At 72.1% G+C, this 23,342-nt stretch carries 21 protein-coding genes; 10 read left to right on the top strand and 11 right to left on the bottom strand.

Annotation, left to right across the window (positions count from 1 at the left end; genetic code table 11):
• Positions 1-23 precede the first annotated feature (23 nt).
• The 8 genes from ACLQ26_RS16115 (at position 24) to ACLQ26_RS16080 (ending at position 7,010) form a co-directional block, all read left to right on the top strand.
• On the top strand, positions 24-734 hold the full coding sequence (locus tag ACLQ26_RS16115; protein ID WP_425745161.1) for a FadR/GntR family transcriptional regulator: 711 nt from the start codon (positions 24-26) through the stop codon (positions 732-734).
• Positions 731-1,876, top strand: coding sequence for a galactonate dehydratase (dgoD, locus tag ACLQ26_RS16110; protein WP_425745160.1), 1,146 nt, complete (start codon positions 731-733; stop codon positions 1,874-1,876). Before ACLQ26_RS16115 ends, dgoD begins: the two co-directional genes overlap by 4 nt.
• Entirely contained in the window at positions 1,870-2,715 is an 846-nt protein-coding gene (locus tag ACLQ26_RS16105; RefSeq protein WP_425745159.1) for a hypothetical protein, read from the top strand. The genes dgoD and ACLQ26_RS16105 overlap by 7 nt, the downstream gene beginning before the upstream one ends.
• Positions 2,715-3,335 (top strand): bifunctional 4-hydroxy-2-oxoglutarate aldolase/2-dehydro-3-deoxy-phosphogluconate aldolase, encoded by a 621-nt coding sequence (locus tag ACLQ26_RS16100; protein ID WP_425745158.1) that lies wholly within the window; start codon positions 2,715-2,717, stop codon positions 3,333-3,335. The genes ACLQ26_RS16105 and ACLQ26_RS16100 overlap by 1 nt, the downstream gene beginning before the upstream one ends.
• Entirely contained in the window at positions 3,332-4,273 is a 942-nt protein-coding gene (locus tag ACLQ26_RS16095; protein WP_425745157.1) for a sugar kinase, read from the top strand. Before ACLQ26_RS16100 ends, ACLQ26_RS16095 begins: the two co-directional genes overlap by 4 nt.
• Positions 4,274-4,358: 85 nt before the next feature.
• A complete protein-coding gene (locus tag ACLQ26_RS16090) occupies positions 4,359-5,240 on the top strand; it encodes an SMP-30/gluconolactonase/LRE family protein (RefSeq protein WP_425745156.1) in 882 nt (293 codons plus the stop codon).
• A gap of 98 nt (positions 5,241-5,338) precedes the next feature.
• Positions 5,339-6,442, top strand: coding sequence for an L-dopachrome tautomerase-related protein (locus ACLQ26_RS16085; protein WP_425745155.1), 1,104 nt, complete (start codon positions 5,339-5,341; stop codon positions 6,440-6,442).
• Positions 6,443-6,482: 40 nt separating this feature from the next.
• Positions 6,483-7,010: a DUF421 domain-containing protein gene (locus ACLQ26_RS16080; RefSeq protein WP_425745154.1), complete on the top strand. Its 528-nt coding sequence runs from the start codon at positions 6,483-6,485 to the stop codon at positions 7,008-7,010.
• Between the two features lie 12 nt (positions 7,011-7,022).
• Here the strand turns inward: ACLQ26_RS16080 and ACLQ26_RS16075 are convergent, their stop codons facing one another.
• Positions 7,023-7,778: a dienelactone hydrolase family protein gene (locus ACLQ26_RS16075; RefSeq protein ID WP_425745153.1), complete on the bottom strand. Its 756-nt coding sequence runs from the start codon at positions 7,776-7,778 to the stop codon at positions 7,023-7,025.
• Between the two features lie 183 nt (positions 7,779-7,961).
• Between ACLQ26_RS16075 and ACLQ26_RS16070 the strand changes: the two genes are divergently transcribed.
• A complete protein-coding gene (locus ACLQ26_RS16070; protein ID WP_425745152.1) occupies positions 7,962-8,894 on the top strand; it encodes an SDR family oxidoreductase in 933 nt (310 codons plus the stop codon).
• A 22-nt stretch (positions 8,895-8,916) separates the two neighbouring features.
• On the opposite strand, the gene ACLQ26_RS16065 is transcribed toward ACLQ26_RS16070, so the two are convergent.
• The 8 genes from ACLQ26_RS16065 to ACLQ26_RS16030 all read right to left on the bottom strand — a co-directional run bounded on the left by ACLQ26_RS16065 (position 8,917) and on the right by ACLQ26_RS16030 (position 20,612).
• Complete coding sequence (locus tag ACLQ26_RS16065; RefSeq protein ID WP_425745151.1) at positions 8,917-10,926, bottom strand: FAD-dependent oxidoreductase; 2,010 nt, start codon at positions 10,924-10,926, stop codon at positions 8,917-8,919.
• A 100-nt stretch (positions 10,927-11,026) separates the two neighbouring features.
• Positions 11,027-11,707 (bottom strand): response regulator, encoded by a 681-nt coding sequence (locus tag ACLQ26_RS16060; RefSeq protein ID WP_425745150.1) that lies wholly within the window; start codon positions 11,705-11,707, stop codon positions 11,027-11,029.
• Positions 11,704-14,256, bottom strand: a complete 2,553-nt coding sequence (locus tag ACLQ26_RS16055; protein WP_425745149.1) for a DUF4118 domain-containing protein — start codon at positions 14,254-14,256, stop codon at positions 11,704-11,706. Before ACLQ26_RS16055 ends, ACLQ26_RS16060 begins: the two co-directional genes overlap by 4 nt.
• Positions 14,257-14,330: 74 nt before the next feature.
• Positions 14,331-15,212 (bottom strand): potassium-transporting ATPase subunit C, encoded by an 882-nt coding sequence (locus ACLQ26_RS16050; RefSeq protein ID WP_425745148.1) that lies wholly within the window; start codon positions 15,210-15,212, stop codon positions 14,331-14,333.
• Positions 15,212-17,407, bottom strand: a complete 2,196-nt coding sequence (gene kdpB / locus ACLQ26_RS16045; RefSeq protein WP_425745147.1) for a potassium-transporting ATPase subunit KdpB — start codon at positions 17,405-17,407, stop codon at positions 15,212-15,214. Before kdpB ends, ACLQ26_RS16050 begins: the two co-directional genes overlap by 1 nt.
• A gap of 20 nt (positions 17,408-17,427) precedes the next feature.
• The gene (gene kdpA, locus ACLQ26_RS16040; protein ID WP_425745146.1) at positions 17,428-19,083 is read right to left on the bottom strand and encodes a potassium-transporting ATPase subunit KdpA; all 1,656 of its coding nucleotides are present in this window, start codon (positions 19,081-19,083) and stop codon (positions 17,428-17,430) included.
• Entirely contained in the window at positions 19,083-19,172 is a 90-nt protein-coding gene (kdpF, locus tag ACLQ26_RS16035) for a K(+)-transporting ATPase subunit F (protein ID WP_036410889.1), read from the bottom strand. Before kdpF ends, kdpA begins: the two co-directional genes overlap by 1 nt.
• 399 nt (positions 19,173-19,571) lie before the next feature.
• On the bottom strand, positions 19,572-20,612 hold the full coding sequence (locus ACLQ26_RS16030; RefSeq protein ID WP_425745145.1) for a TRM11 family SAM-dependent methyltransferase: 1,041 nt from the start codon (positions 20,610-20,612) through the stop codon (positions 19,572-19,574).
• A 72-nt stretch (positions 20,613-20,684) separates the two neighbouring features.
• On the opposite strand from ACLQ26_RS16030, the gene ACLQ26_RS16025 reads away from it, so the two are divergent.
• Positions 20,685-21,638, top strand: a complete 954-nt coding sequence (locus tag ACLQ26_RS16025) for a zf-HC2 domain-containing protein (protein WP_425745144.1) — start codon at positions 20,685-20,687, stop codon at positions 21,636-21,638.
• Between the two features lie 24 nt (positions 21,639-21,662).
• Here the strand turns inward: ACLQ26_RS16025 and ACLQ26_RS16020 are convergent, their stop codons facing one another.
• Together ACLQ26_RS16020 and ACLQ26_RS16015 are read right to left on the bottom strand one after the other, a co-directional pair.
• A complete protein-coding gene (locus tag ACLQ26_RS16020; protein WP_425745143.1) occupies positions 21,663-22,298 on the bottom strand; it encodes a CGNR zinc finger domain-containing protein in 636 nt (211 codons plus the stop codon).
• Positions 22,299-22,305: 7 nt separating this feature from the next.
• On the bottom strand, positions 22,306-23,154 hold the full coding sequence (locus ACLQ26_RS16015; protein WP_425745142.1) for an MBL fold metallo-hydrolase: 849 nt from the start codon (positions 23,152-23,154) through the stop codon (positions 22,306-22,308).
• Between the last annotated feature and the right edge of the window lie 188 nt (positions 23,155-23,342).

Here is a 23,342-nt window from a genome sequence, read left to right as displayed (position 1 = left end):
GACCAGCGAGAAGGCCAGGAGCATTGGCACAGTACGCACGCCGCGGCATTCACGGGCAGACCGTCGAAGCGATAGCCCGTCGCATCCTCACCGGTGAGATCCCTGCCGGCGCGACCCTGAACATCGTCGCGCTCCAGGAGGAGTTCGACGTCAGCCTGACGGCCCTGCGCGAGGCGCTGAAGGTCCTGTCCGCCAAGGGCATCGTCGACGCCCGGCAGAAACGCGGCACCTTCGTCCGGCCCCGCGCCGACTGGAACCTGCTCGACGGCGACGTGATCCGCTGGCAGTTCGCCGAGGGCCCCGACGAGCGCCTGCTCGAAAAGCTGCACGAGGTGCGCGCCATCATCGAACCGGCCGCCGCGCGGCTGGCCGCCACCCGCGCGACCGAGGACGACGTGGCCGCCCTCGACCGGGCACTCACCGAGATGGCCGAGGCCGAGGGTGACCCCGCCGCCGCCGTCGCCGCCGACCTCGCCTTCCACCGCGCGCTGCTCGCCGCCACCCACAACGAGCTGCTGGAACGGATGGAGGTGGTGATGGAGACCGGGCTCGCCGAACGCGACCGCCTCGTGCACGGCGGCGCCGCGCACGACGACCCGGTGCCGAGCCACCGCGCGGTGGTCGACGCGCTGCGCGAGCGGGACGAGTCGGCGGCCGAGACCGCCATGCGTGAGTTGCTGGACAAGGCCGTCCGCGACGTCGAGAAGGCACGGGGACGAAGGGGCAGTCAGTGAAGATCGAGCGGATCGAGACGTTCCTGGTCGCGCCACGGTGGTTGTTCTGCCGGGTGGAGACCAACGACGGGCTCGTCGGGTGGGGTGAACCGGTCGTCGAGGGCCGCGCCGAGGTGGTGCGCAGCGCGGTAGAGGTGCTCTCCGAATACTTGATCGGTCAGGATCCCCTGCGCATCGAGCAGCACTGGCAGGTGCTCACCAAGGGCGGCTTCTACCGGGGCGGCCCGATCCTCTCCAGCGCCGTCGCCGGCCTCGACCAGGCACTGTGGGACATCGCCGGGCAGGCGTACGGCGCTCCGGTGCACGCCCTGCTCGGCGGACCCGTCCGCGAGAAGGTACGGATCTACTCCTGGATCGGCGGGGACGAGCCCGACGAGGTCGCCGACGCCGCCGCCGCGCAGGTAGCCGCAGGCCTCACCGGGGTCAAGATGAACGCCTGCGGGCGGCTCTCCGCCATCCCCACCTCCGCCGAGGTGGACGCCATCGTCAACCGGGTCGCCGCCGCCCGGGAGGTGCTCGGCCCGGACCGGGACATCGCTCTGGACTTCCACGGCCGTGCCGGGCTGGCCGCCGTACGCCGCATCCTGCCCGAGCTGGCGCCGCTGCGCCCGTTCTTCGTGGAGGAGCCGGTCCTGCCCGACCAGGCCCACCACCTGCGCGACATCGTCGCCGGCACGCCGATCCCGGTGGCCACCGGTGAACGCCTCTACGGCCGCTCCGAGTTCCTCACCCCGTTGCAGGCCGGCGTCGCCGTCGTCCAGCCGGACCTGTCGCACGCCTGTGGCATCTCCGAGGTCCGCCGGATCGCCGCGCTGGCCGAGACGTACGGCGCGCTGCTCGCCCCGCACTGCCCGCTCGGCCCGATCTCCCTGGCGGCCAGCCTTCAGGTGGCCTTCGCGACGCCGAACTTCCTGATCCAGGAGCAGAGCATCGGCATCCACTACAACGTCGGCTCGGAGCTGCTGGACTACGTGCTCGACCCGGAGCCGTTCCGGTTCGTGGACGGGCACATCGCCCGCTTCGACCGGCCCGGCCTGGGCATCACCGTGGACGAGGCGGCGGTCCGCAAGGCCGCGCAGACCCCGCACACCTGGCGCAACCCGGTCTGGCAGCACGCCGACGGGTCGTTCGCCGAATGGTGACCACGCCGGTGCCGCTGCGGGTGGCGTACGACGCCGCGCACGGCGGCCGGTGGACCAGCCTCAACGGCGGAGGCCGAGAGTGGCTGTGGCGGGGCCCGGCCTCCGGCCGACACGACGTACGCCCCGACGACGCGTTCGTCGACGCCGGCGGCCTGGAGGAGTGCCTGCCCACAGTGCGCGGGTTACCCGACCACGGCGAGGTGTGGTCGCGGCCGTGGCGAAGAGCCGGCACCGGCACCGTGGTGATCCAGCGTCCGACGTTCACGCTGAGCCGCCGGATCACCGACGACTGTGGCGTGGTGGTGGCCGACTACTGCCTGGCCGCCGACCCCGGTCACCGGTTCGTCTGGGCCGCACACGCCCTGCTCGACCTCTCCCCCGCCGCTCGCCTCGACGCGCCGGCCGGCACCCTGACCCGGCTGCACCCGGAGGCCGCCGGGCTGCTCCCGCCGGGCGCCTGGCGCGACGGCGACCCGTGGCTCACCGGTTCGTGGCCCTCCCCCGCCGGTCTGCCGCTGGACACGCTCGGCCCCGACGACGGCACCGCCCTCGGCGCGGTGCTGCTCGACTGCCCCCGCGTCCAGGTGTGCGACGGCGACGACCTGCTGACCCTGGAGCTGGAGTGTCAGGGCCAGCCGCGCAGCACGGCGCTCTGGCGCAACCTGGGCGGCTGGCCCGCTGACGGCCCCTACCGCAGCGTCGGTGTCGAGCCGATGCTCGGCGCCGCCTTCGACCTGGCCGACGCCGGTCCCGCCGACGCGGCGCTCGTCCCGCACACCGGTGAGCTCGCCTGGCGACTCACCATCTCCGCCCACCGCATCCACCGAGGACATTCTTGATGAACCTGCTCGACGAGTTGCGTACCCACCGGTTGCTGGCCATCGTGCGCGGCCCGGACCCGGCCGCGGCGCTGGCCGCCGTGCTCACCCTGGCCGAGAGCGGCGTCGCCCTGGTCGAGGTCTCGCTTACCAGCGCCGACGCGCTCGGCATCATCCGCCGCGCCCGGGCCGCCCTCGGGCCCGGGTACGCCCTGGGCGCGGGCACCGTGCTCAGCGCCGAGGACGCCCGGGCGGCCGCCGAGGCCGGTGCCGGCTTCCTCGTCACCCCGGCGCTGGCGCCGAGCGTCACCGAGGCCGCCCGTCTCGACCTGCCGGTGCTCGCCGGTGCGCTCACCCCCACCGAGGTGGTGCAGGCCAGCAGCGCGGGCGCCGCCGCCGTCAAGCTCTTCCCCGCCTCGTTCGGTGGGCCCGACTACCTGGGCGCGCTGCGTGACCCGTTCCCCGGCACCGCGTTCGTGCCGGTCGGCGGGGTCGACGCGGACGGCGCGCGACGCTACCTCGACCGGGGAGCGGTGGCGGTAGGCGTCGGCTCGCCGCTGCTCGGCGACTCCGTCCGCGGCGGTGACCCGGCCGCGCTGCGTGAGCGCGCGGCCGCCTTCCTCGCGGCGGTACGGCAGTGACCGACCTGCTCACACTCGGCGAGACGATGGCGGCCTTCCGCGCCACCGGCCCGCTGCGGCTGGGCGGCACGGCGGGGATCTCCGTCGCCGGGTCCGAGTCGACGGTGGCCATCGGGCTGGCCCGGCTCGGCCACCGCGCCACCTGGATCGGTGTCACAGGCGCGGACGAGCCCGGCGAGCTGGTCCGTCGTACGCTGCGCGCCGAGGGCGTCGACCTGACCTGGGCGCGGGTCGACCCGGCTGCGCCCACCGGGCTGATCCTCTTCGAGAACCGGGTCGCCGACATCAACCGGGTCACCTACCACCGCGCCGGCTCGGCCGGATCCCGGTTGGGCCCGGCCGACGTCACCCGCGTCTTCGGCGCGCCCGGGCCACCGCCCCGGCTGCTGCACGTCACGGGCATCACCTGCGCGCTTGGCGCCGGGCCGTACCGGGCGGTGGTGGAGGCCGTACGCCTGGCGCGCGCGGCGGGCAGCACCGTCTGCCTGGACGTCAACCATCGCGGCCGGCTCTGGTCGGTAGCCGAGGCCGCAGCGGCGCTGCGCCCGCTGCTGCCCTCGATCGACCTGGTGGTCGCCTCCGACGACGAGTTGGCCGTGCTGAGCGACGCGTCCGACCCGGTCGACGCGCTGCTCGCGACCGGCGTGACCGAGGTCGTCGTGAAGCACGGCGGCGACGGGGCCACCAGTCACCGCGCGACAGGCGCCGTGCACCGGCCGGCCCGGACGGTGCCGGTGGTGGACACCGTCGGCGCGGGCGACGCCTTCGTGGCCGGTCTGCTCTCCGGATGGCTGGACGGCGCCGACGTCTCGGCCCGGCTGGATCGGGCGGTCACCACCGGAGCGTTCGCGGTCGCCACCACTGGCGACTGGGAGGGCCTGCCCGACCGGGCCGAGCTGACGCTGCTCGACCATGGCCCCGGCGGTACGGTCCGCTGATCGGTGCGGTGGCCGGCGCGGGCCGCCACGCCGACGACCGACGCGGACCGGCCGCCGCCGACCGGAGATCCCTTGGAGGAGCACCATGGAGCTGACCGAGCCGACCGTCTGGAGCACGGACCGGCTGGACCTGGGTGAGGGCCTGCGCTGGGTCGACGACCGGCTGGTCCTGGTCGACCTGCTGGCCGGGCGGCTGTTGGAGACCGACGGCGACGCCCCGACCCCGCTGCGCGAGCTGCGTCGCCTCGGCGTGCCGCTCGGCGCGGTCGCCCCGGTGGCCGGCCGTCCGGGCGAGTGGCTGGCCGCCGCCGGCACCGGCGTCACGGTGCTGCCCGCCACCGGCGACCCCCGACCGGTCGCCGACCTGGTCGGTGCCGCGTCCGAGCCGACCCGGATGAACGACGCGGTCGCCGACCCGCACGGCCGCTTCTGGGCCGGCAGCATGACGTACGCGATGGTGCCTGGCGGAGGCACGTTGTTCCGCCTCGCCCCGGGCACCGACCCGGTGCCCGCGGTGACCGGGTTGACCATTCCGAACGGGCCGGCGTTCGACGCGGCCGGCACCACCATGTACCTGGCCGACACGCCACGCGGCGAGATCGACAGGTTCACCGTCGACCCCGCCACCGGTGCCCTGCACGGGCGGGAGCCGTTCGTGCGGCTGTCGCCGGCCGACGGCGGCCCGGACGGGATGACGCTCGACGCGGCCGGCCACCTCTGGATCGCGCTGTGGGGCGGCTCCGCGGTCCGCCGCTACCGGCCCGATGGCACCCTCGATCGGGAGATTCGACTGCCGGCCACGCAGCCGGCCGGCATCTGTCTGGGCGGCCCCGACAGGCGCCGACTCTTCATCGGCACCGCCCGGGTGGGGCTGGACACGCCGGGCCCGCAGGACGGCGCGCTGCTCGCGGTGGACGTCCCGGTGCCCGGCCTGCCCGCCGCGCGAGCCGGTGCACCAGTGAGCTGATCGGAGGCATATCGGACGCCAGGGCGGGAACAACCGCAACCGAAGCGGTACCAGCCGACGCTAGGGAGCGAGCCGATGAGCACCGTGAGGCGGACGTCATGAACGGGCCGGTCGGCGACGAGCCGCTCGGCGAACTGGAGCTGGTGCACACGTTCACCGGTCCGATGCCGACCGGGGTGAGCGTCTCGCACCGGGGCCGGATCTTCGTCAACTTCCCGAAGTGGGGCGACGACGTGCCGGCCACAGTCGTCGAGCTGCGCGACGGTCGGGAGGTGCCCTACCCCGACCAGGCGTGGAACACCCCGTCCGGCGACGACGACGCGGGCGCGTTCGTGTCGGTGCAGAGCATCGTGGTGGACCCGGCGGACCGGCTCTGGGTGGTGGACACCGGCAGCCCGATGTTCCAGCCCACCAAGCCGGGTGGGCCGAAGCTGGTCCGGATCGACCTGGACACCGACACGGTCGCCCAGGTGATCACCTTCCCGCAGGACGTGGCGCTGCCGACGACGTACCTCAACGACGTCCGCTTCGACCTGCGGCGGGGCGAGGCGGGGGTCGCGTACATCACCGACTCGGCGGACTCCGGGCCGAACGGGGTCATCGTGGTCGACCTGGCCAGTGGGGCCTCCTGGCGGCGGCTGCACGACCACCCGTCCACGAAGGCGGAGCCGCTGAAGAACTACCGCCCCTTCGTCGAGGGCCGGCCGCTCATGTCCCGCCCGAAGGACGGGCCGCCGAAGCCGATGAGCATGGGCTCGGACAGCATCGCCATCTCGGCCGACGGCAGCCGGCTGTACTACGCGCCGCTGATCTCCCGACGCCTGTACAGCGTGTCCACCGAGGCGCTCGCCGACCCGTCGGTCACCCAGGAGGCGGTGGCGGCCACGGTCGTGGACGAGGGGGACAAGGCCACCGGGTCGGACGGGTTGGAGTCCGACGACGCCGGGCGGATCTACCTCACCTCGTACGAGCACAACGCGGTGCTGCGGCGGCACCCGGACGGCCAGTACGAGACGCTTGTCCACGATCCGCGGCTGCTCTGGCCGGACACCATGTCGGTGGCCACCGACGGTCATCTCTACGTGACCGCCAACCAGTTGCACCGGCAGGCGCAGTACCAGCGGGGCAAGGACCTGCGACGCAAGCCGTACGCGCTGTTCCGCACCCGCATCGACGCCGGCCCGGTGCTGCTGCGCCGCTGACCACGAGGCATGGCTGGTCGACCGGCGGGTAGCCCGTCGGGTGGCCGACTGGCAAGAGGTGTTCGTTCCGGACACCCCGCTGTTGGAGATCGTGGTCCGGGGCAGCGTCATGTACCTCGCGCTGTTCACGCTGCTGCGGGTCATCCTCAAGCGGGAGAGCGGCACCACAGGTGTCACCGACCTGCTGGTCATCGTGCTGCTCGCGGACGCCGCGCAGAACGGCATGTCCGGTGGCTACGACTCGGTCACCGACGGGGTGCTGCTGGTCGGGGTGATCATCGGCTGGTCGTACCTGCTGAACGCCGTCGCGTACCGCTGGCAGGCCGCCGCCCGGTTGATCCGGCCCGGGTCGCTGGTGCTGGTGCGGGACGGGCAGGTCGTCCGGGGCAACATGCGCCGCGAGTTGATCACCAACGAGGAGCTGCACACCCTGCTGCGTGAGCAGGGCGTCGTCGACCTCGACCAGGTCCGGGAGGTGCGGATGGAGGCCGACGGGCGGTTCAGCGTCACGACGCGTACGCCCGGCCGGCTCCGCAACGACCGCGACGAGCGGGGCGGCCTCGGCTGAACAACGCCTGCGTCAGGTCGTGGGGAGGGCCCGGTCGAGCAGGTCGAACAGGGCCGCCCAGTGGCGTTCGGTGGCCTGCTCGTCGTACGCCGGGGTGTCGGCCATCGTGTAGCCGTGGTGCGCGCCGGCGTACACCTCGGAGCGGTAGCGCACACCGGCGCTGTCCAGCGCCTTCTCCAGCGTGGCGATCTGCTCGGGAGTCATCGACTGGTCGGCGTCGGCGTGGCCGAAGTACACCTCGCCGGTGATCGAGTCGACGCCCAGGTGTGGGCTGTCCGGCGCGTCGGTGACGATCCGCCCGCCGTGGAAGCTCGCCATCGCGGCGATCCGGTCCGGGTGCGCCTCGATGGCCCGCAGTGCGTTGGTGCCGCCCATGCAGTAGCCGGTGATCGCGACCGGGCCCGGCCGGACGTCGTCGCGGGCGGCCAGGAAGTCGAGGTAGGCGGCGCTGTCCCGGCTGATCACGTCGGGGGTCAACGCGCCGATCAGCGGCATGATCTTCTCGAAGATCGCGCCGCGCTTGTCGGCGTCGCCGAGACCCGACAGGTCGAACAGCGGCGCCCGGCCGGCCCGGTAGAACAGATGGGGCGTCAGCACCAGGTAGCCGCGTTCGGCGATCCGCTCGGCCATCTCCACGAGGCGGGGGCGGGGTCCGAACGCGTCCATGAACAGCAGCACCGCCGGAAACGGGCCGTCCCCGTCCGGGCGGGTGAGGCTTGCGTCCGCGATCCCATCGCCGGTCGGAATGTCCACCGTCGTCGTCTGCATCGAGCCTCCTCGTACGCCGATCTTGGTCCGCTTGGAACGTTACTCGCCGCGCCGGCGTGCCCGGCACCGGTCCGCCAGCCAGGGACCGCCGATCCCTGGACAAGGTCGCCCTGGGTAGCGGGCGACGGTCGGCCCAGGGTTGTGCGTGACCGATGAGGGACACCGTCGACCTGGAGGTGCGTCGTGCTCGACCTGACCGTTGGGGACCTGACCGGGAAGCTCGCCGTGGTGACCGGCGGCAGTGACGGGCTGGGCCTCGGCCTGGCCACCCGGCTGGCCCGAGCCGGCGCGGAGGTGGTGCTGCCGGTCCGCAACGCGGCCAAGGGCGCCGCCGCGCTGGACACCGTGCGGGCCGCCGCGCCGGGCGCCACCGTGTCGACCCGGGAGCTGGATCTCGCCTCGCTGGACTCGGTGTCGGCGTTGGCCGAGGGGCTGCTGGGCGAGGGGCGGCCGATCCACCTTTTGATCAACAACGCGGGTGTCATGGCGCCGCCCACCCGACACACCACGGCGGACGGCTTCGAGCTGCAGTTCGGCACCAACCATCTCGGCCACTTCGCGTTGACCGGGCGGCTCCTGCCGTTGCTGCGGGCCGGCCGGGCGCGGGTCACCACCATGTCGAGCAGCGCCGCCCGCTCGGGTCGTCTGGACTGGGACGACCTGCAGAGCACCCACCGCTACGGTGCGGTCCGCTCGTACAACGCCTCCAAGCTCGCCACCCTGCACTTCGGGCTGGAGCTCGACCGCCGCAGTCGAGCCGGCGGCTGGGGCGTCGTCAGCAACGTCGCCCACCCCGGCACCACGATGACCAACCTGTACGCGTCCGGCCCCAACCTGGGCCGCAGCCGGCCCTCACTGCACCACACGGTGATGGAGCGGTTGAACCGCTGGGGCTTCCTGGTGCACTCGGTGGACGCCGGGCTGCTTCCCGCCCTCTACGCGGCCACCAGCCCGCAGGCGCAGGGCGGCCGGTTCTACGGCCCGGACGGCCCGGGGCAGTTCACCGGGGCGCCGACCGAGTTGGCCGTCTACCGCTCTGCCCGCGACACCGACGACGCCGTCCGCCTCTGGACCGTCTCCGAGAACCTGGCGGGCGTCGCGTTCCCCGGCAACTGACCCGGTCCGGTCGTACCCGCCATCAGGCCGGTACGAAGCGGACCGCGTCGGCGACGACGTAGCCGTTCGTGTCCTCGGTACGGATCAACACGCTCCCGTCGCTACCTGCCGTGAACGGGTACGTACCCAGCGGCACCCACTGCCCTCCGGGCTGCCGCTGGTCGACAGTCCTCGTGGTCACCCCACCGGAGTACGCGATGTCCACCGGCACGTTCGTCGCCCGGTTCGGGTCGGCGGTCCAGCGCAGGTGCACCGTCCAGGACCCGGAGGTGGGCAGCGTCGGGCGGAACCGCAGCCGGTTGACGCCCTTGGCGGTGTTGCCGTCGTGCTCGTAGTCCGGGCCGACGTAGCCGCCGACGGCGGTGCTGCGCAGCCACGTCCCGCCCCGGGTGATCCCGACCGACGCCGCGTTGTCGAGGATCACCTCGCCGGGCGTACCCCAGTCCAGCACCGCGCCGTCCTGGCGCAGTCGGGCCTGGAGGGCGGGTACGGACACGGCCTGCACGGCGAGGTTGCCGGTGAGCGCCAGGGATGCCGCGGTGGCCGCCGCCTGCCCGAGGATCATGAACACGGGTTCCATCCGGATCGAGCCGTACGCGATGTGGCTCGCCGACAGGCAGACCGGCACCAGCAGGTTGGCGCACTGGGCCTGGTGCGGCACTATGGCGCGGTAGCTCACCGGGTACGGCTGCGGCACGCTGATCTGCACGTCTCCCTCGTTGCGCACCTTCCCGTCGACGACCACGCGCTGACAGTTGTGCGAGTCCATCGTGTAGCTGGCCAGGCCCACCGAGTCGGCGACGCGTACCCGGCCCCGGCAGTCGGCCTCGGTCATCACGTACGCGGAGACCATCCGGCGGGCCTCCCGGATGTAGAGCAGCGGCGGCCAGCCACCGGTGCTTGTGAACTCGTCCACCGGCAGCCCCCACCGCGCTGTCGAGTCGCGGACCGACGCCGGCAGCCGGCTGTCGTTCGTCAGGAACCACATGAGTCCCTGCTGGTAGGTGCTGTGCTCGGCGATGATGCTCTCCCGTACCGCCCAGCTCGCCGTCGGGTACGCGTGGTTGAAGCCGATGTGGTCGGTGGAGACCGCGCCGTTGTTGTTGGAGTCGGTCTTGCCGCCGCCGATGGAGTTCGTGGTGAAGTACGGCCCGGTGTAGCCGGCCTGGATGTGCCGTAGCAGCAGCTCGTACTGCATGGGGTCGTAGCCGGACGGCTTGGTGAACGGGATCCGGTTGGCGGCCTGGGTCAGGCACATCCGGAAGCAGTACGCCTGGATCCGGTCGTCGGCGCTGCCGCGCGGGGCGAGCGGCGTGGCGGAGATGCCCGGCAACAGGCCACTCGCGGGCGAGCCCGCCGTCACGTACGGGTCGACGGGGTGGACGAACTGGTGGGTGTTGCCGGACTGCACCCCGTTGATCGTCTCGCCGTACGTGCCGTTGGACTCCCGTCCGACTGTGAAACTCGCCCCGGCCATCGCCATCAGGTCACCCTCGTACGTGGCGTCGACGAACACCCCGCCCCGGTACATCGAGCCGTCCTCGGTGCGCAGCTCGGTGATCCGGTCTCCGCTGCGGCCGACGCCGGCCAGCCGGGCACCGGCGATCACCGGCACTCCCGCCTCGGCCAGCATCTCGGCGAAGACGGCGGCGGCGACGTGCGGTTCGAAGGTCATCCGCAGCGGCGACGTCGGCGTGCGGGTTCCACCGTGGTATTTCACGTACACCCGGCGGTAGAACTCGGCGGCCAGCCCGCCGATGGACGCCTGGACGCCGGTGTCGGTGGCGCCCAGCCCGGCGGTGCTCAGCCCGCCGACGTGGCTGGTGGGCTCCACCACCACTGCGGTGCGGCCGAGCCGGCGCATGGTGATCGCGGCGGCCAGCCCGCCGGCGGTGGCGCCGTAGACGACCAGGTCGGCGGTGGTGACGGCGGCTCGGGCGGGGCCGGCGCGGAACGGGTCGGTGAGACCGGCCAGGACGAGGCCGGCGCCGCCGGCGGTCAGCAGCCGACGACGGGACAGGGGCAGGGACACGGCGGACTCCCGAGGGGTAACCGGAGGGGGACGGTTACAGAAGCACGCCGCTGCCGCTGCGAACGAGATTCTTCAATCTCCGCCGGCAGGTGTCAACGGGTCACGGTCGGTAGCGGTAGCCCATCCCCGGCTCGGTGATGAGGTGACGGGGGCGGGCCGGGTCGTCCTCCAGCTTGCGTCGCAGCTGGGCCAGGTACTGCCGCAGGTAGTTCGTCTCGTTCTGGTACTCCGGCCCCCACACGTCCTGCAGGAGCTGGCGCTGACTGACCAGCTTGCCGGGGTGCCGCAGCAGCTTCTCCAGCACGCTCCACTGGATGGGGGTCAGCTTGACCTCGGTGTCGTCGTCGCGCCACACGCGGTGGTCGGCCAGGTCGACCGTGTGCCGGCCGATCCGCAGCGCCGGCACGGCCTCGCTGGGCGCGCCGAGCCGCCGGGTCACCGCGCGGATGCGGGCCAGCAACTCCTCCACCCCGAACGGCTTGGTGACGTAGTCGTCCGCGCCCGCGTCGAGCGCCGCGACCTTGTCCTCGCTCCCGGCCCGGCCGGAGAGCACGATGATCGGCACGGCGGTCCAGCCGCGCAGGCCCCGAATCACCTCCACGCCGTCGATGTCGGGCAGGCCGAGGTCGAGGACCACCAGGTCGGGCGGGTGGCTGGCGGCGGCCTTCAACGCGCCGGCCCCGGTGGCGGCGACGTCCACCTCGTACCGGCGGGCGCGCAGGTTGATCCGCAGGGCGCGCAGGATCTGCGGTTCGTCGTCGACGACCAGGATGCGCGTCATTCCTGCGGCTCCTCCGGGCTGGTCTGCGCGGCGGCGGGCAACCGCAGCACCATGGTGAGCCCACCGCCGGGCGTGGTCTCGGGGGTGATGCTGCCACCCATCGCCTCGGCCAACCCCCGGGACAGGGCGAGCCCCAGGCCCACGCCGGTCTGGTTGTCCCGGTCACCGAGGCGTTGGAACGGCAGGAAGACGTGCTCCCACTGGTCCTCGGGGATGCCCGGCCCCCTGTCGATGACCCGCAGCTCCACCTGGCCGGCGTGCGCGCTGGCGGTCACTGTGGGCGGCTGGTCGGGCGGGCTGTAGCGCAGCGCGTTGGCGATGACGTTCACCAGCACCCGTTCCAGCAGGCCCGGGTCGGCGGTCGCGGCCGGCAGGTCGGCCGGGATGTCCGTGCCGACGGTCGCGGCCGCCGGGCCGAGTTCGTCCAACGCCAGGGGTACGGCGTCCTCCAGGCCGATGGCCGTCGCGGAGATGCCCAGCACGCCTGCCTGGAGGCGGCTCATGTCCAGCAGGTTGCCGACCAGCCGGGCGAGCCGGTCCAGCGACTCCTCGGCGGTCTCCAGCAGTTCCTCGCGGTCGGCCTCGTCGAACTCGATGTCGTGGCTGCGCAGGCTTGTCACCGCCGCCTTCGCCGAGGCGAGAGGCGTACGCAGGTCGTGGCTGACCGCGGCGAGCAGCGCTGTGCGCATCCGGTCCGCGGCGGCCAGCGGCCGGGCGGTGGCGGCCTCCTCGGCGAGCCGTTCCTGGCGCAGCGCGACGGCGGCCTGGGCGGCGAACGCCTCGACGATCCGCCGGTCGGCGGCCTCCAACCGTCGACCGCAGAGGACGACTGTGATCCGGTCGTCGACGGGTACCGCGGTCTCACCGCTCTCGGGTGTGCAGGGCGGCCGGTCGCCGACGCTTGCCACGACAGACCAGGCGTGCTCCTCACGTGCCCGGTCGGGACGACCGCTGGCGTCCTCGGCCAACTCCAACACGCTCACCGCGCGCAGCCCGAACGTCTCCCGGAGCTGGTCCAGCAGGGCGGGCAGTGGGCGTTCGCCGCGCAGCACGCCGCCGGCGACGGCGGCGAGGGTCTGCGCGTCGGCGGCGGCCCGGGCGGCCTCCCGCGTGCGTCGGGCGGCCACGTCGACGATCCAGCTCACCGCGAGCGCCACACCGACGAAGACGGCCAGGGCGAGCAGGTTGTCCGCCTCGGCGATGGTGAGCGTGCGGTACGGCGGGGTGAAGAACCAGTTGAGCAGCAGCGAGCCGCCGAGCGCGGCGACCAGCGCCGGCCACACGCCGCCGACCAGCGCGACACCGACGACCCCGGCGAGGAAGAGCAGGATGTCGTTGGTAAGCGTCAGGTCGGGCAGTGTCTTCAGCAGCAGGGTGAGCAGTGGCATACCCACTGCCGCCAGGCCGAAGCCGAGCAGCCGCCGCCGCCGGGACAGCGCCGCCGGCACGGCCGCCGCCCGGCGTCCCTTGCCGGCCTGCTTGTGGGTGACCAGGTGCACGTCGATCGAACCGGAGAGCGCCGTGGTGGTCACCCCGACACCCCGGGCGAAGAACTGCGCGAAGCGGCCCCGCCGGCTGGCGCCGAGCACCAGCTGGGTGGCGTTCACGCCCTGGGCGAAGTCCAGCAGCGCGGCCGGCACGTCGGTGCCGAGCACCTGGTGGTACGTGCCGCCGAGGCTCTCGACGAGCACCCGCTGGCGGGCGAGTTGGGCCGGGTCGGCGCCGGCCAGGCCATCGCTGCGGGCCACGTGCACGGCCAGCAGGTCGGCGCCCTTACTGCGGGCCGCGACGCGGGCCGCCCGGCGGATCAGCGTCTCGCCCTCCGGGCCGCCGGTCAACGCCACCACGACCCGCTCGCGGGCCTCCCAGGTGGCGGCGATGCCCTGCTGGCTGCGGTACCTGTCGAGCTGCTCGTCGACCTTGTCGGCGAGCCAGAGCAGCGCCAGTTCACGCAGCGCGGTGAGGTTGCCGACCCGGAAGTAGTTGCCCAGCGCGGCGTCGATCTTGTCGGGTCGGTAGATGTTGCCGTGCGCCATCCGGCGGCGCAGCGCCTCCGGGGTCATGTCGACGAGCTCGACCTGCTCGGCGGCGCGGACGATCTCGTCGGGCACGGTCTCCCGCTGGGTGGTGCCGGTGATCTGCGCGACGACGTCGTTCACCGACTCCAGGTGCTGCACGTTGACAGTGGACAGCACGTCGATCCCCGCGTCGAGCAGTTCCTGGACGTCCTGCCAGCGCTTGTCGTGGCGGGAACCGGGCACGTTCGTGTGTGCCAGCTCGTCGACCACGGCGATCTCCGGTCGGCGGGCCAGCACCGCGTCCACGTCCATCTCGGTGAACTCGGCGCCCCGGTAGGTCATCGCGCGCCGGGGCACCTGCTCCAGGTCACTGAGCATCGCGGCGGTGTGCGGGCGGCCGTGGGTCTCCACGAAACCGATCACCACGTCGGTGCCGCGCGCGGCCCGCCGCTGGGCCTCCTCCAACATGGCGTACGTCTTGCCGACGCCGGGGGCGGCCCCGAGATAGATGCGCAGTTCTCCGCGTGGCACGGGAACCATCCTCCCTGGTCAGATCGGCGGGCGGGGCCGCGCCCGGTCGGCACGGCCCCGCTCGCGGGTTGTGCTCAGCGTGCGGCGAACTGCTTGTCGAGGGCGAGGTTCAGCTCCAGCACGTTGACACCGGGCTGACCCATGAACCCGAGCCCGCGCCCGTCGGTGTGCTCCTTGACGAGCTTGCGGACCGCCGCCGGGTCCGCGCCGCGCTCCCGCGCGACCCGGTTCACCTGCAACTCGGCGTACGCCGGGCTGATCTGCGGGTCGAGGCCGCTGGCGCTGGCGGTGACCGCGTCGGCGGGCACCGCCGGGTCGGCGGGAGCGTCGCCCCGGATCGGGGTGACCACCCCGCCGGCGGCCACGTAGTCCTCGCCGGGCTTGGCCAGCTCCACCGGCACCCCCTGGTACGAGGACACGAACGGGGTGGCCGGGGCGACCTGATTGACGCTCACCACCCTGGTGACCCGGCCGGTCAGACCGTCGGCGCGGAAGACGGCCAGCACGGCGCCCACCCCGTCGTCGGTGCAGTACGGGCGCCTTCCGTCGACGCCGTCGAGCTCACCGATGGCCTTGCTGCGCCCGCAGACCTGGGTCAGCAGGCTCTCGCTGGCCTCCTCCGGGTCGGTGGCGATGGTGTCGACGACGCTCTCCGGGCCGAGGTTGCTGGCCGAGGTGGACGTCGGGTCGTAGCCGTCGCCTGCGGCGGACGGGCGGGACTGGAAGTAGCGGGCGACGGGGTTGCCGTCCGCGTCGGTGAAGGACTGGCCGATCAGCGAGCTGCCGACCGTCTTCCCGCCTGCGTCGACGAGCGAGCCGTCGGCCCTGTGGTTGAGGCCGGGCAGGTGACCGACGGCGACCAGGGCCAGCGGGTAGACCAGCCCGAGCAGCACAGTGAAGACGAGCAGGGCGCGCAGGGCGGCGAGGTGTTGGGCGATCCAGGTGGGTAGGCGCATCACGAAATCCCCGGGATGAACTGGATGAGCAGGTCGATGAGCTTGATCCCGATGAACGGCACGATGATGCCGCCCAGCCCGTACACCAGCAGGTTGCGGCTGAGCAGCTTCGACGCGGCGGCCGGCCGGTACCGCACACCCCGCAGGGCGAGCGGGATCAGCGCGATGATCACCAGGGCGTTGAAGATGACGGCGGACAGGATCGCCGACTCCGGGCTGGCCAGCCGCATGATGTTCAGGGCGTCCAGGCTCGGGTAGAGGCCGGCGAACATGGCCGGGATGATCGCGAAGTACTTCGCGATGTCGTTGGCGATGCTGAACGTGGTAAGCGCGCCACGGGTGATCAGCAACTGCTTGCCGATCTCCACGATCTCGATCAGCTTGGTCGGGTCGGAGTCGAGGTCGACCATGTTGCCGGCCTCCTTGGCGGCCGACGTGCCGGTGTTCATGGCCACCCCGACGTCGGCCTGGGCGAGCGCCGGTGCGTCGTTGGTGCCGTCACCTGTCATGGCTACCAGCCGGCCGCCCTCCTGCTCCCGCTTGATCAGCGCGAGCTTGTCCTCCGGCGTCGCCTCGGCCAGGAAGTCGTCCACCCCGGCTTCGTCGGCGATCGCCTTCGCGGTACGCGGGTTGTCGCCGGTGATCATCACGGTCCGGATGCCCATCCGGCGCATCTCGTCGAACCGCTCGCGCATACCGGACTTGACGACGTCCTTGAGGTGGATGACGCCCAGCGCGCGGGCGGGCTCACCGTCGACGTGCTCGGCGACGACAAGCGGGGTGCCGCCGGTGCCGCTGATGGCGTCCACGATCTCGCCTACCTGTTCGGTCGGGTGGCCGCCGTTCTCGCGTACCCACTTCATCACCGCGGCGGCAGCGCCCTTGCGGACCCGGCGGGCCGTGCCCACCGCGCCGCCGTCCACGCTGCCGTCCGGGGTCAGGTCGACGCCGCTCATGCGGGTCTGCGCGGTGAACGGCACGAAGGTGGCGTGCGGCATCACGCCGGGCTCGCGCTCGCGCAGCCCGAACTCGTTCTTCGCCAGGACGACCACCGAGCGCCCCTCCGGGGTCTCGTCAGCCAGGCTGGACAGCTGCGCGGCGTCGGCCACCGTGGCGGCGTCGATCCCCTCGACCGGTACGAACTCGGCGGCCTGCCGGTTGCCAAGCGTGATGGTGCCGGTCTTGTCCAGCAGCAGGGTGTTGACGTCGCCTGCCGCCTCGACGGCCCGGCCGCTCATGGCCAGGACGTTGCGCTGCACCAACCGGTCCATGCCGGCGATGCCGATGGCGGACAGCAGCGCGCCGATGGTGGTGGGGATCAGGCAGACCAGCAGCGAGACCAGCACCACGCCTGTGACGCCGGAGCCGGTGATCGCCCCGCTGTCCGGAGCGGCCGCCTGGTACGCCTTGGAGAAGATCGCCAGCGGCTGGAGGGTCACCACGGCCAGCAGGAAGATGACAGTGAGCGCGGCGAGCAGGATGTTCAGCGCGATCTCGTTCGGTGTCTTCTGCCGGTTGGCGCCCTCGACCAGGGCGATCATCCGGTCGATGAAGCTCTCCCCCGGCTTCTGGGTGATCTTCACGATGATCCGGTCGGAGAGCACCTTCGTACCGCCGGTGACCGCGCTGCGGTCGCCGCCGGACTCCCGGATGACCGGGGCCGACTCGCCGGTGATCGCCGACTCGTCGACGCTGGCGATGCCCTCGACGATGTCGCCGTCGCCCGGGATGATGCCGCCGGCCTCAACCAGCACGACGTCGCCCTGGCGCAGCTGCGGGGCGGGCACCGCCTCGTCGCGGTAGGTGTTGGCCTTCGCGCCCGGCTTCCAGTCGATCAGCCGGGTGGCGATGGTGTCCTGCTTGGCCTGCCGCAGGGCGGCGGCCTGGGCCTTGCCCCGGCCCTCGGCGACCGCCTCGGCCAGGTTGGCGAAGATCACTGTCAGCCAGAGCCAGATGGTGATCGCCCAGGCGAACACCGACGGGTCGGCCACCGCCAGGACTGTGGTGAAGGCGGCGCCGATCTCCACGATCAGCATCACCGGGTTGCGCCACAGGGTGGTCGGGTTGAGCTTGCGTACGGCGTCCGGCAGGGACCGGATGAGCTGTTTGGGGTCGAGCAGGCCCCCGCCGACCCGGTTGCCCTGGGTCGCCGGACTGCCGGGGAGCTGCTCTGTCGGGGCGGACGTGACGGACATGTCCTCGTTCCTCATGATGGTCAGAGCCCCTCTGCCAGCGGACCGAGCGCGAGCGCGGGCAGGAAGGTCAGCGCGACGAGGACCACGGTGACGCCGACGACCATCCCGATGAACAGCGGTCGGTGGGTCGGCAGGGTGCCCTCGGACGCGGGGGTGGGTGCCTGGCGGGCCAGCGAGCCGGCGAGCGCGAGCACGAAGATGAGCGGCAGGAACCGGCCCAGCAGCATGCACAGCCCGAGCGCCGTGTCCCACCAGGTGGTGTTGACGGTGATGCCGGCGAAGGCCGAGCCGTTGTTGTTGCTTGCCGAGGTGAACGCGTACAGGACCTCGGAGAGGCCGTGCGGGCCGACGTTGAGCGCTGTCGAGTTGTTGCCGGTGCCGAACGCGGCAGCCGTACCGACGAGCACCAGGATCGGCGTGATGAGGAAGTACAGCGAGGCGAACTTGATCTCCCGCGAGCCGATCTTCTTGCCCAGGTACTCAGGGGTGCGGCCGACCATGAGCCCGGCGATGAACACCGTGATCACGGCGAGGATCAGCAGGCCGTAGAGGCCGGAACCGGTGCCGCCGGGCGCGACCTCGCCGAGCATCATGTTGATCATGGCCATCATGCCGCCGAGCGAGGTGAACGAGTCGTGGAACGAGTTGACGGCACCGGTGGAGGTCAGCGTGGTGGCGGCGGCGAAGGTCGCCGAGTTCGACACGTCGAACCGCACCTCCTTGCCCTCCATCGCCGCGCCGACCGCCTGGGGCACCGTGCCGTGGCCGGCCAGCTCGAAGATGTTCGTGATGGCGACGCTGGCGAACGCGAGGATGCCCATCACCGCCGCGATGGCGTAGCCCTGCCGGTTCTGCCCGACCATCCGGCCGAAGACCCGGGGCAGGCTGAACGGGATCAGCAGGATCAGGAAGATCTCCAGCCAGTTCGTCCAGGTCGTGGGGTTCTCGAACGGGTGCGCGCTGTTGACGTTGTAGAAGCCGCCACCGTTGGTGCCCAGCTCCTTGATCACTTCCTGGCTGGCGACCGGACCACCGGTGACGGTCTGGGCGCCGCCGGTCAGGGTCGTGACGTCGGTGCCGCCGGACAGGTTCTGCACCACCCCGCCGATCATCAACACGATGGCGCCGAGCACCGCGATCGGCAGCAGGATCCGCAGCACGATCCGGGTCAGGTCGACCCAGAAGTTGCCGAGCTGCCCCGTGCGGCTACGGGCGAAGCCGCGGACCAGCGCGACCGCCACCGCGATGCCGACCGCCGCCGAGGCGAAGTTCTGCACGGCCAGCCCGGCCATCTGCACCAGGTGGCCCATCGTCGACTCACCCGAGTACGACTGCCAGTTGGTGTTGGTCACGAACGACACTGCCGTGTTCCACGCGCCGTGCGGCACCACCGGGTCGAAGCCCAGCGACAGCCACAGGTGGTTCTGCACCCGCTGGAACAGGTACAGGAACAGGATCGAGACCGCGGAGAACGCCAGCACGCTGCGGGCGTACACGCCCCAGGCCTGCTCGGCGGCCGGGTTGACCCCGACCAGTCGGTAGACCCCCCGCTCGACACGCGACTGCTTCGTGCCGGCGACCGCCCGGAACATGTAGTCACCGAACGGCTTGTAGACGGCGACGAGGGCCGCCACCAGCGTCAGCACGAAGATGACGCCCGCTGTTGTCATGGTCATCAGAAGCGCTCCGGAAACAACAGGGCGAACACCAGGAACGCGCCCAGGACGACCGCGAGCACCAGACCGACGGCGTTTACCGCGTTCACAGCTTCTCCACCGCTCGGACCACCAGGGCCAGCACTGCGAACAGCGCCACCGTGAGGACCACGAACACCACGTCAGACACGCTGACTCCTCTTACCGGAAAGGTTCGTCGCGACCGCCTTCCGGCCGCGCCGGGCAATCAAAGCCCCATCACCCGCCGGAGGGCAGGGGTCATAACGCGACCATGACGGAGGCGAACCTTTTCTTGACGCGGTTTTCACACATGCCCACTGATCAGGTGAAATGCGGCACAGAACTCCGGCGCCCGCAGGGCTGATCGACTCGGGTTTCAGAAAACCGAGGCATTAAGCGGCCCCGGACACCCCGAGTTCCGGGAAGTCGCGAGGATCGCCAGCCGGGCGGCCGGGCGCGTCGGCTGGCGCGGGATGTGGCGGGCCGGGTCAGGCCGGGCGGCGGGCCACCAGCACGTCGCGCATGATCGACTGGTCCACCCGGTGCCGCAGCGCGCGGTAGGGCTCCTCGTCGACAACGGTCAGGCCGGCGTCGGCCAACGCCGCCGCCGCGTCCTCACGGCTCGCGACGTGGGTGTTCCACGAGATGCCGAGCGCCCCACCGGGGCGCAGCAGCCGCGCCCAGACCGGCGCGGCGTCCGCGAGCAGCGCCAGCGGATCACGCGTCAGTCCCTGATCGGCGGTACGACTGCCGTGCTGTACGCCGTACGGTGCGTCGGCGACCACCAGGTCGACCGTCTCCGGCCGGAAGAACTCCGCCGAGCGGGTGGTGTCGGCGTTGACGACGTCCAGCAGTTGGGTCTGGCCCGCCTTGTGCTCCTCGCGCGTCGGCGCCAACTCGATGCGTACCCGCCGGCCGACCACCTTGCGTTCCCGCCGCACCGGCCCCGACTCCAGCACCCGGTGCTTGACCCGCTTCTGCTTCAGCCAGGTCGTGACGAACGCCCGGTACGCCTCGACGTCCTTCTGGTCGCGTTCGATCCCGGCGGCGTCGAACCCGTACATCAGCGCCTGGTTGAGGGTGGTGCCGCGACCGCAGAGCGGGTCGAGCACCCGGAACCGGCGGCTGGTCAGCTCGCCGGCCCAGTCCGACGCGAGCAGGGTGACGTTGAGCAGCAGCTTGGTGAACTGCTCGTTCGTCTTGCCGGGGTACTTCTGGATGGTGAGCAGATCGTCGTCGTAGCGGTCCAGCCGGCTCCACTCGACCGGGCGCAGCAGGTCGCCGACGATCTCGAACAGCGCGTACCCGGCGGAGAGGTTGCCCAGGACGGCCAGGTCCCGCTCGGTCAGCCCGTCACCGGCGAACGTGACGTAGTTCGCCCCACCGACGACCTCGGTGTCCAACTCACCGATCCGGCCGTCGAGCGCCGATGAGCCGAAGATCTCCAGCTCGGCCCGGGTGAGGTCGATGGCGGAACGGGCGTACACCCGGTTGGTGGCGGGCAGGATCAGCAGGCCGTAGCGCGTCATGATCCGGCGAGTATTCCACAACGCGCCCGGGTCGCCGGGAACCGGAGCGGCCTGCGGACCGACTACCCACACATGGGGTGTGAGCAGTGGCGGGAGGTCCTGTCCGCGCAGTTGGACGGGGAAGAGACCGCCGCCGAAGGGGCGGCGGCGCAGGGGCACCTGGACGAGTGCGCCAAGTGCCGGGCCTGGTTCGCGACGGCGGTCGCGGTGACGCGGCGGATTCGTACCCGATTGGTCACCGATGTGCCCGACCGGACCGACGCGATCCTGGCCGCCGTCGGGGCCAGCGCGGTCACCGGTGCCAGCGCCAGCGCCGATGAGACGACGCCGGCCCGCCGGTCGCGTTGGCGGCTTCGCCTGCCCGGCCGCGCGGCGTGGCTTCGCCTGCCCGGCCGCTCCGGCCTGGTCGTCGGGCTGCGCGCGGCGCTCGGGCTGCTCGGCGCGGTCCAGCTCGTGCTCGGCCTGGCCCAGGTGGGCCGGGGAGCGACAGGCGACCACGTGCACGCCGCCGGCCAGCACCTGTGGCACGAGTCGGCCGCCTGGAACGTGGCGGTCGGGGCCGGATTCCTCTTCGTGGCAGTACGCCGCAGCCCGCCGGCGGGTCTCCTGCCGATGCTCAGCGCGTTCGTCGGCACGCTGCTGCTGCTCTCGGTAAACGACCTCGCCACCGGCTCGGTGGGCGGGGAGCGCCTGGTCAGCCACGGGTTCCTGGTGGTCGGCTACCTGATCACCGCGCTGCTGTCCCGCCCCGGGCTGCGCCCCGGCGGTCCCGCGCCGCAACGGCAGCCGACGCCGTCGCGCTGGAGGTTCGGCGCGGACGACACCGAACGGCCACTGCGGGTGGTGCGCGCCGAGCCGTTCTCCGCGCAGGCCGCCGACCGTCACGCCGCACCGGCGGCACGGACCGGCCAAGCGGCACGGACCGGTCAGGCCGCACGGACCGGTCAGGCCGCACGGACCGGTCAGGCCGCACGGACCGGCCAAGCCGCACGGACCGGTCAGACCGGCGGCCGTCGGGCCGCCTGAGCGGCGGCGGACTGCGCGGTCTGCTCAGTCCGCCTGCCGCTGGCGCGCTCGGTGGGCGCGCAGGTTGGTCGGGAGTCCGCACACGCGTACGGAGTGCCAGACCCCGCTGTTGTTGCGCGAGCGGTCGTAGAACGCCACCTGGCAGCGGGGGTTGCGGCAGGTCTTGATCCGTCGTCCGAGGTCGGTGAGGTGTGCCTCGTACAGCTCGGCCAGGACGAGTGAGATCAGCAGGTCGACCCCGGCCCCGGCCGGATCGAGGTGGACGGCCCCGTCCTGGTCGAGCCGGAGCGTGGCGCCAGCGGTACGTGAGCCGCTCGGCGTCCGCTCCGACGCGCCGGGCTGCCCGGATTCCGGCCTGCCGTGGACGCGGGCGTGGATGCCGTCCCGCAGCTCGTCGCGGACGATCCGTAGTGTCCGCAGACCCGCCGGGTCGAGGGCGACGTCGGGCGCCGGCCGCCCGGTGACCGTCGACCACCGGGCGGTGGCATCGTGTGCCCAATCCGTGGCGCTGGCCAGGTCGTCGAGGAGATCCGGCTGGCGTGGCGCTCCGGCCGAGATCGTGTTGAGCAGGTCCTGGACGAGCCCGAGGCTGCCCGGAGCGGAGGCGATGTCGTATCGCGCGGTGGCGAGCCACAGCACGGGATCGGGCGTCACAGACATGGTCAGGTCACCTTCCGAGCAGTCCGAGCGCCCCGTACCACAGCGGTCCGGGGTTCACCCAGTCCGGATAGAGCGTCATCATCTCGTCGAAGAACTCGCGGGCGGTCTGCTTCTCGACCAGCAGCCGCTCCACGTTCAGCAGGTACTGCCGGGTCTGGTCGATGCTCGACGGGTCGTCGGGACGGTGCCGGTTCTTGTGGCCGGCGACGACCGCGCGGGGCGCGAGCGCTTCGACACGGTCGAGGGCCGTGAGCCATTCCCGCAGGCCACCGTTGACGGTCTCCAGGAGGTACTGGTGGACGCCGTTGTAGACCACGTCGCCGGCCACCACGAGGCCGATGGACGGCACGTGCAGAACGGTGGTCTGGTCGGTGTCGGTGTGGCCGGTCTCAACGGGCTGGACGAGATTGCCCTCCAGCAGGATGCCGTCGGTTGGCACGGGCACTGCGTCGACCGGCGTTTCCGGGATGAGCCCGGGGAAGACCTTGTCGAACAGTTCGCTGCGCCCGACGGTGGCCTGCTGGCGCATGACCTCAATCGTGCCGGGCGTCGCGTAGGTGACCGCGTCGGGGAAGCGCTTGACCAGCTCAGGGGCTCCGAACCAGTGGTCGCCGTGTCCGTGCGTGGCGTAGATGGACGTCAGGCGCCTGCCCGACCGCGCGATCCAGTCGCCCACCGCCGCGATCTGCTCGTGGGTGAACGGCGGGTCGACGAGCAGCGCCTCCTCGGCCCCGTAGATCAGGGTGGAGGAGATCGGGTTCCAGTGGATCCGCGACCCGTCCGGCATGCGCTGGTCGCCCGCCCGGACCGGGCCGTCCGAGACGAAGACCTCGTAGGACAGGGCAGGTGTGGTCATGTCTCCTCCTCGATGACGTGTCGAGCCGCGGATCGCGTGTCGCCGCATCCGACCGTTGAAATAACCGTAACTCATACGGCTATTTCAGCATCGCCGTTTCCGGGTGGTCTGCGTCACCGACGCAGCGACTTGCCAGCCCGGCGGGGATCGCCTGGTCAGCTGGTGCGGCCGCAATCGGTGGGATCCAG

The organism is Micromonospora sp. DT43, from assembly GCF_049841645.1.
In the GTDB taxonomy this organism is placed as follows: Bacteria; Actinomycetota; Actinomycetes; order Mycobacteriales; family Micromonosporaceae; genus Micromonospora.
The sequence above is the reverse complement of the archived record's forward strand: the minus strand, read 5'-3'. Positions and strand labels throughout refer to the sequence as shown.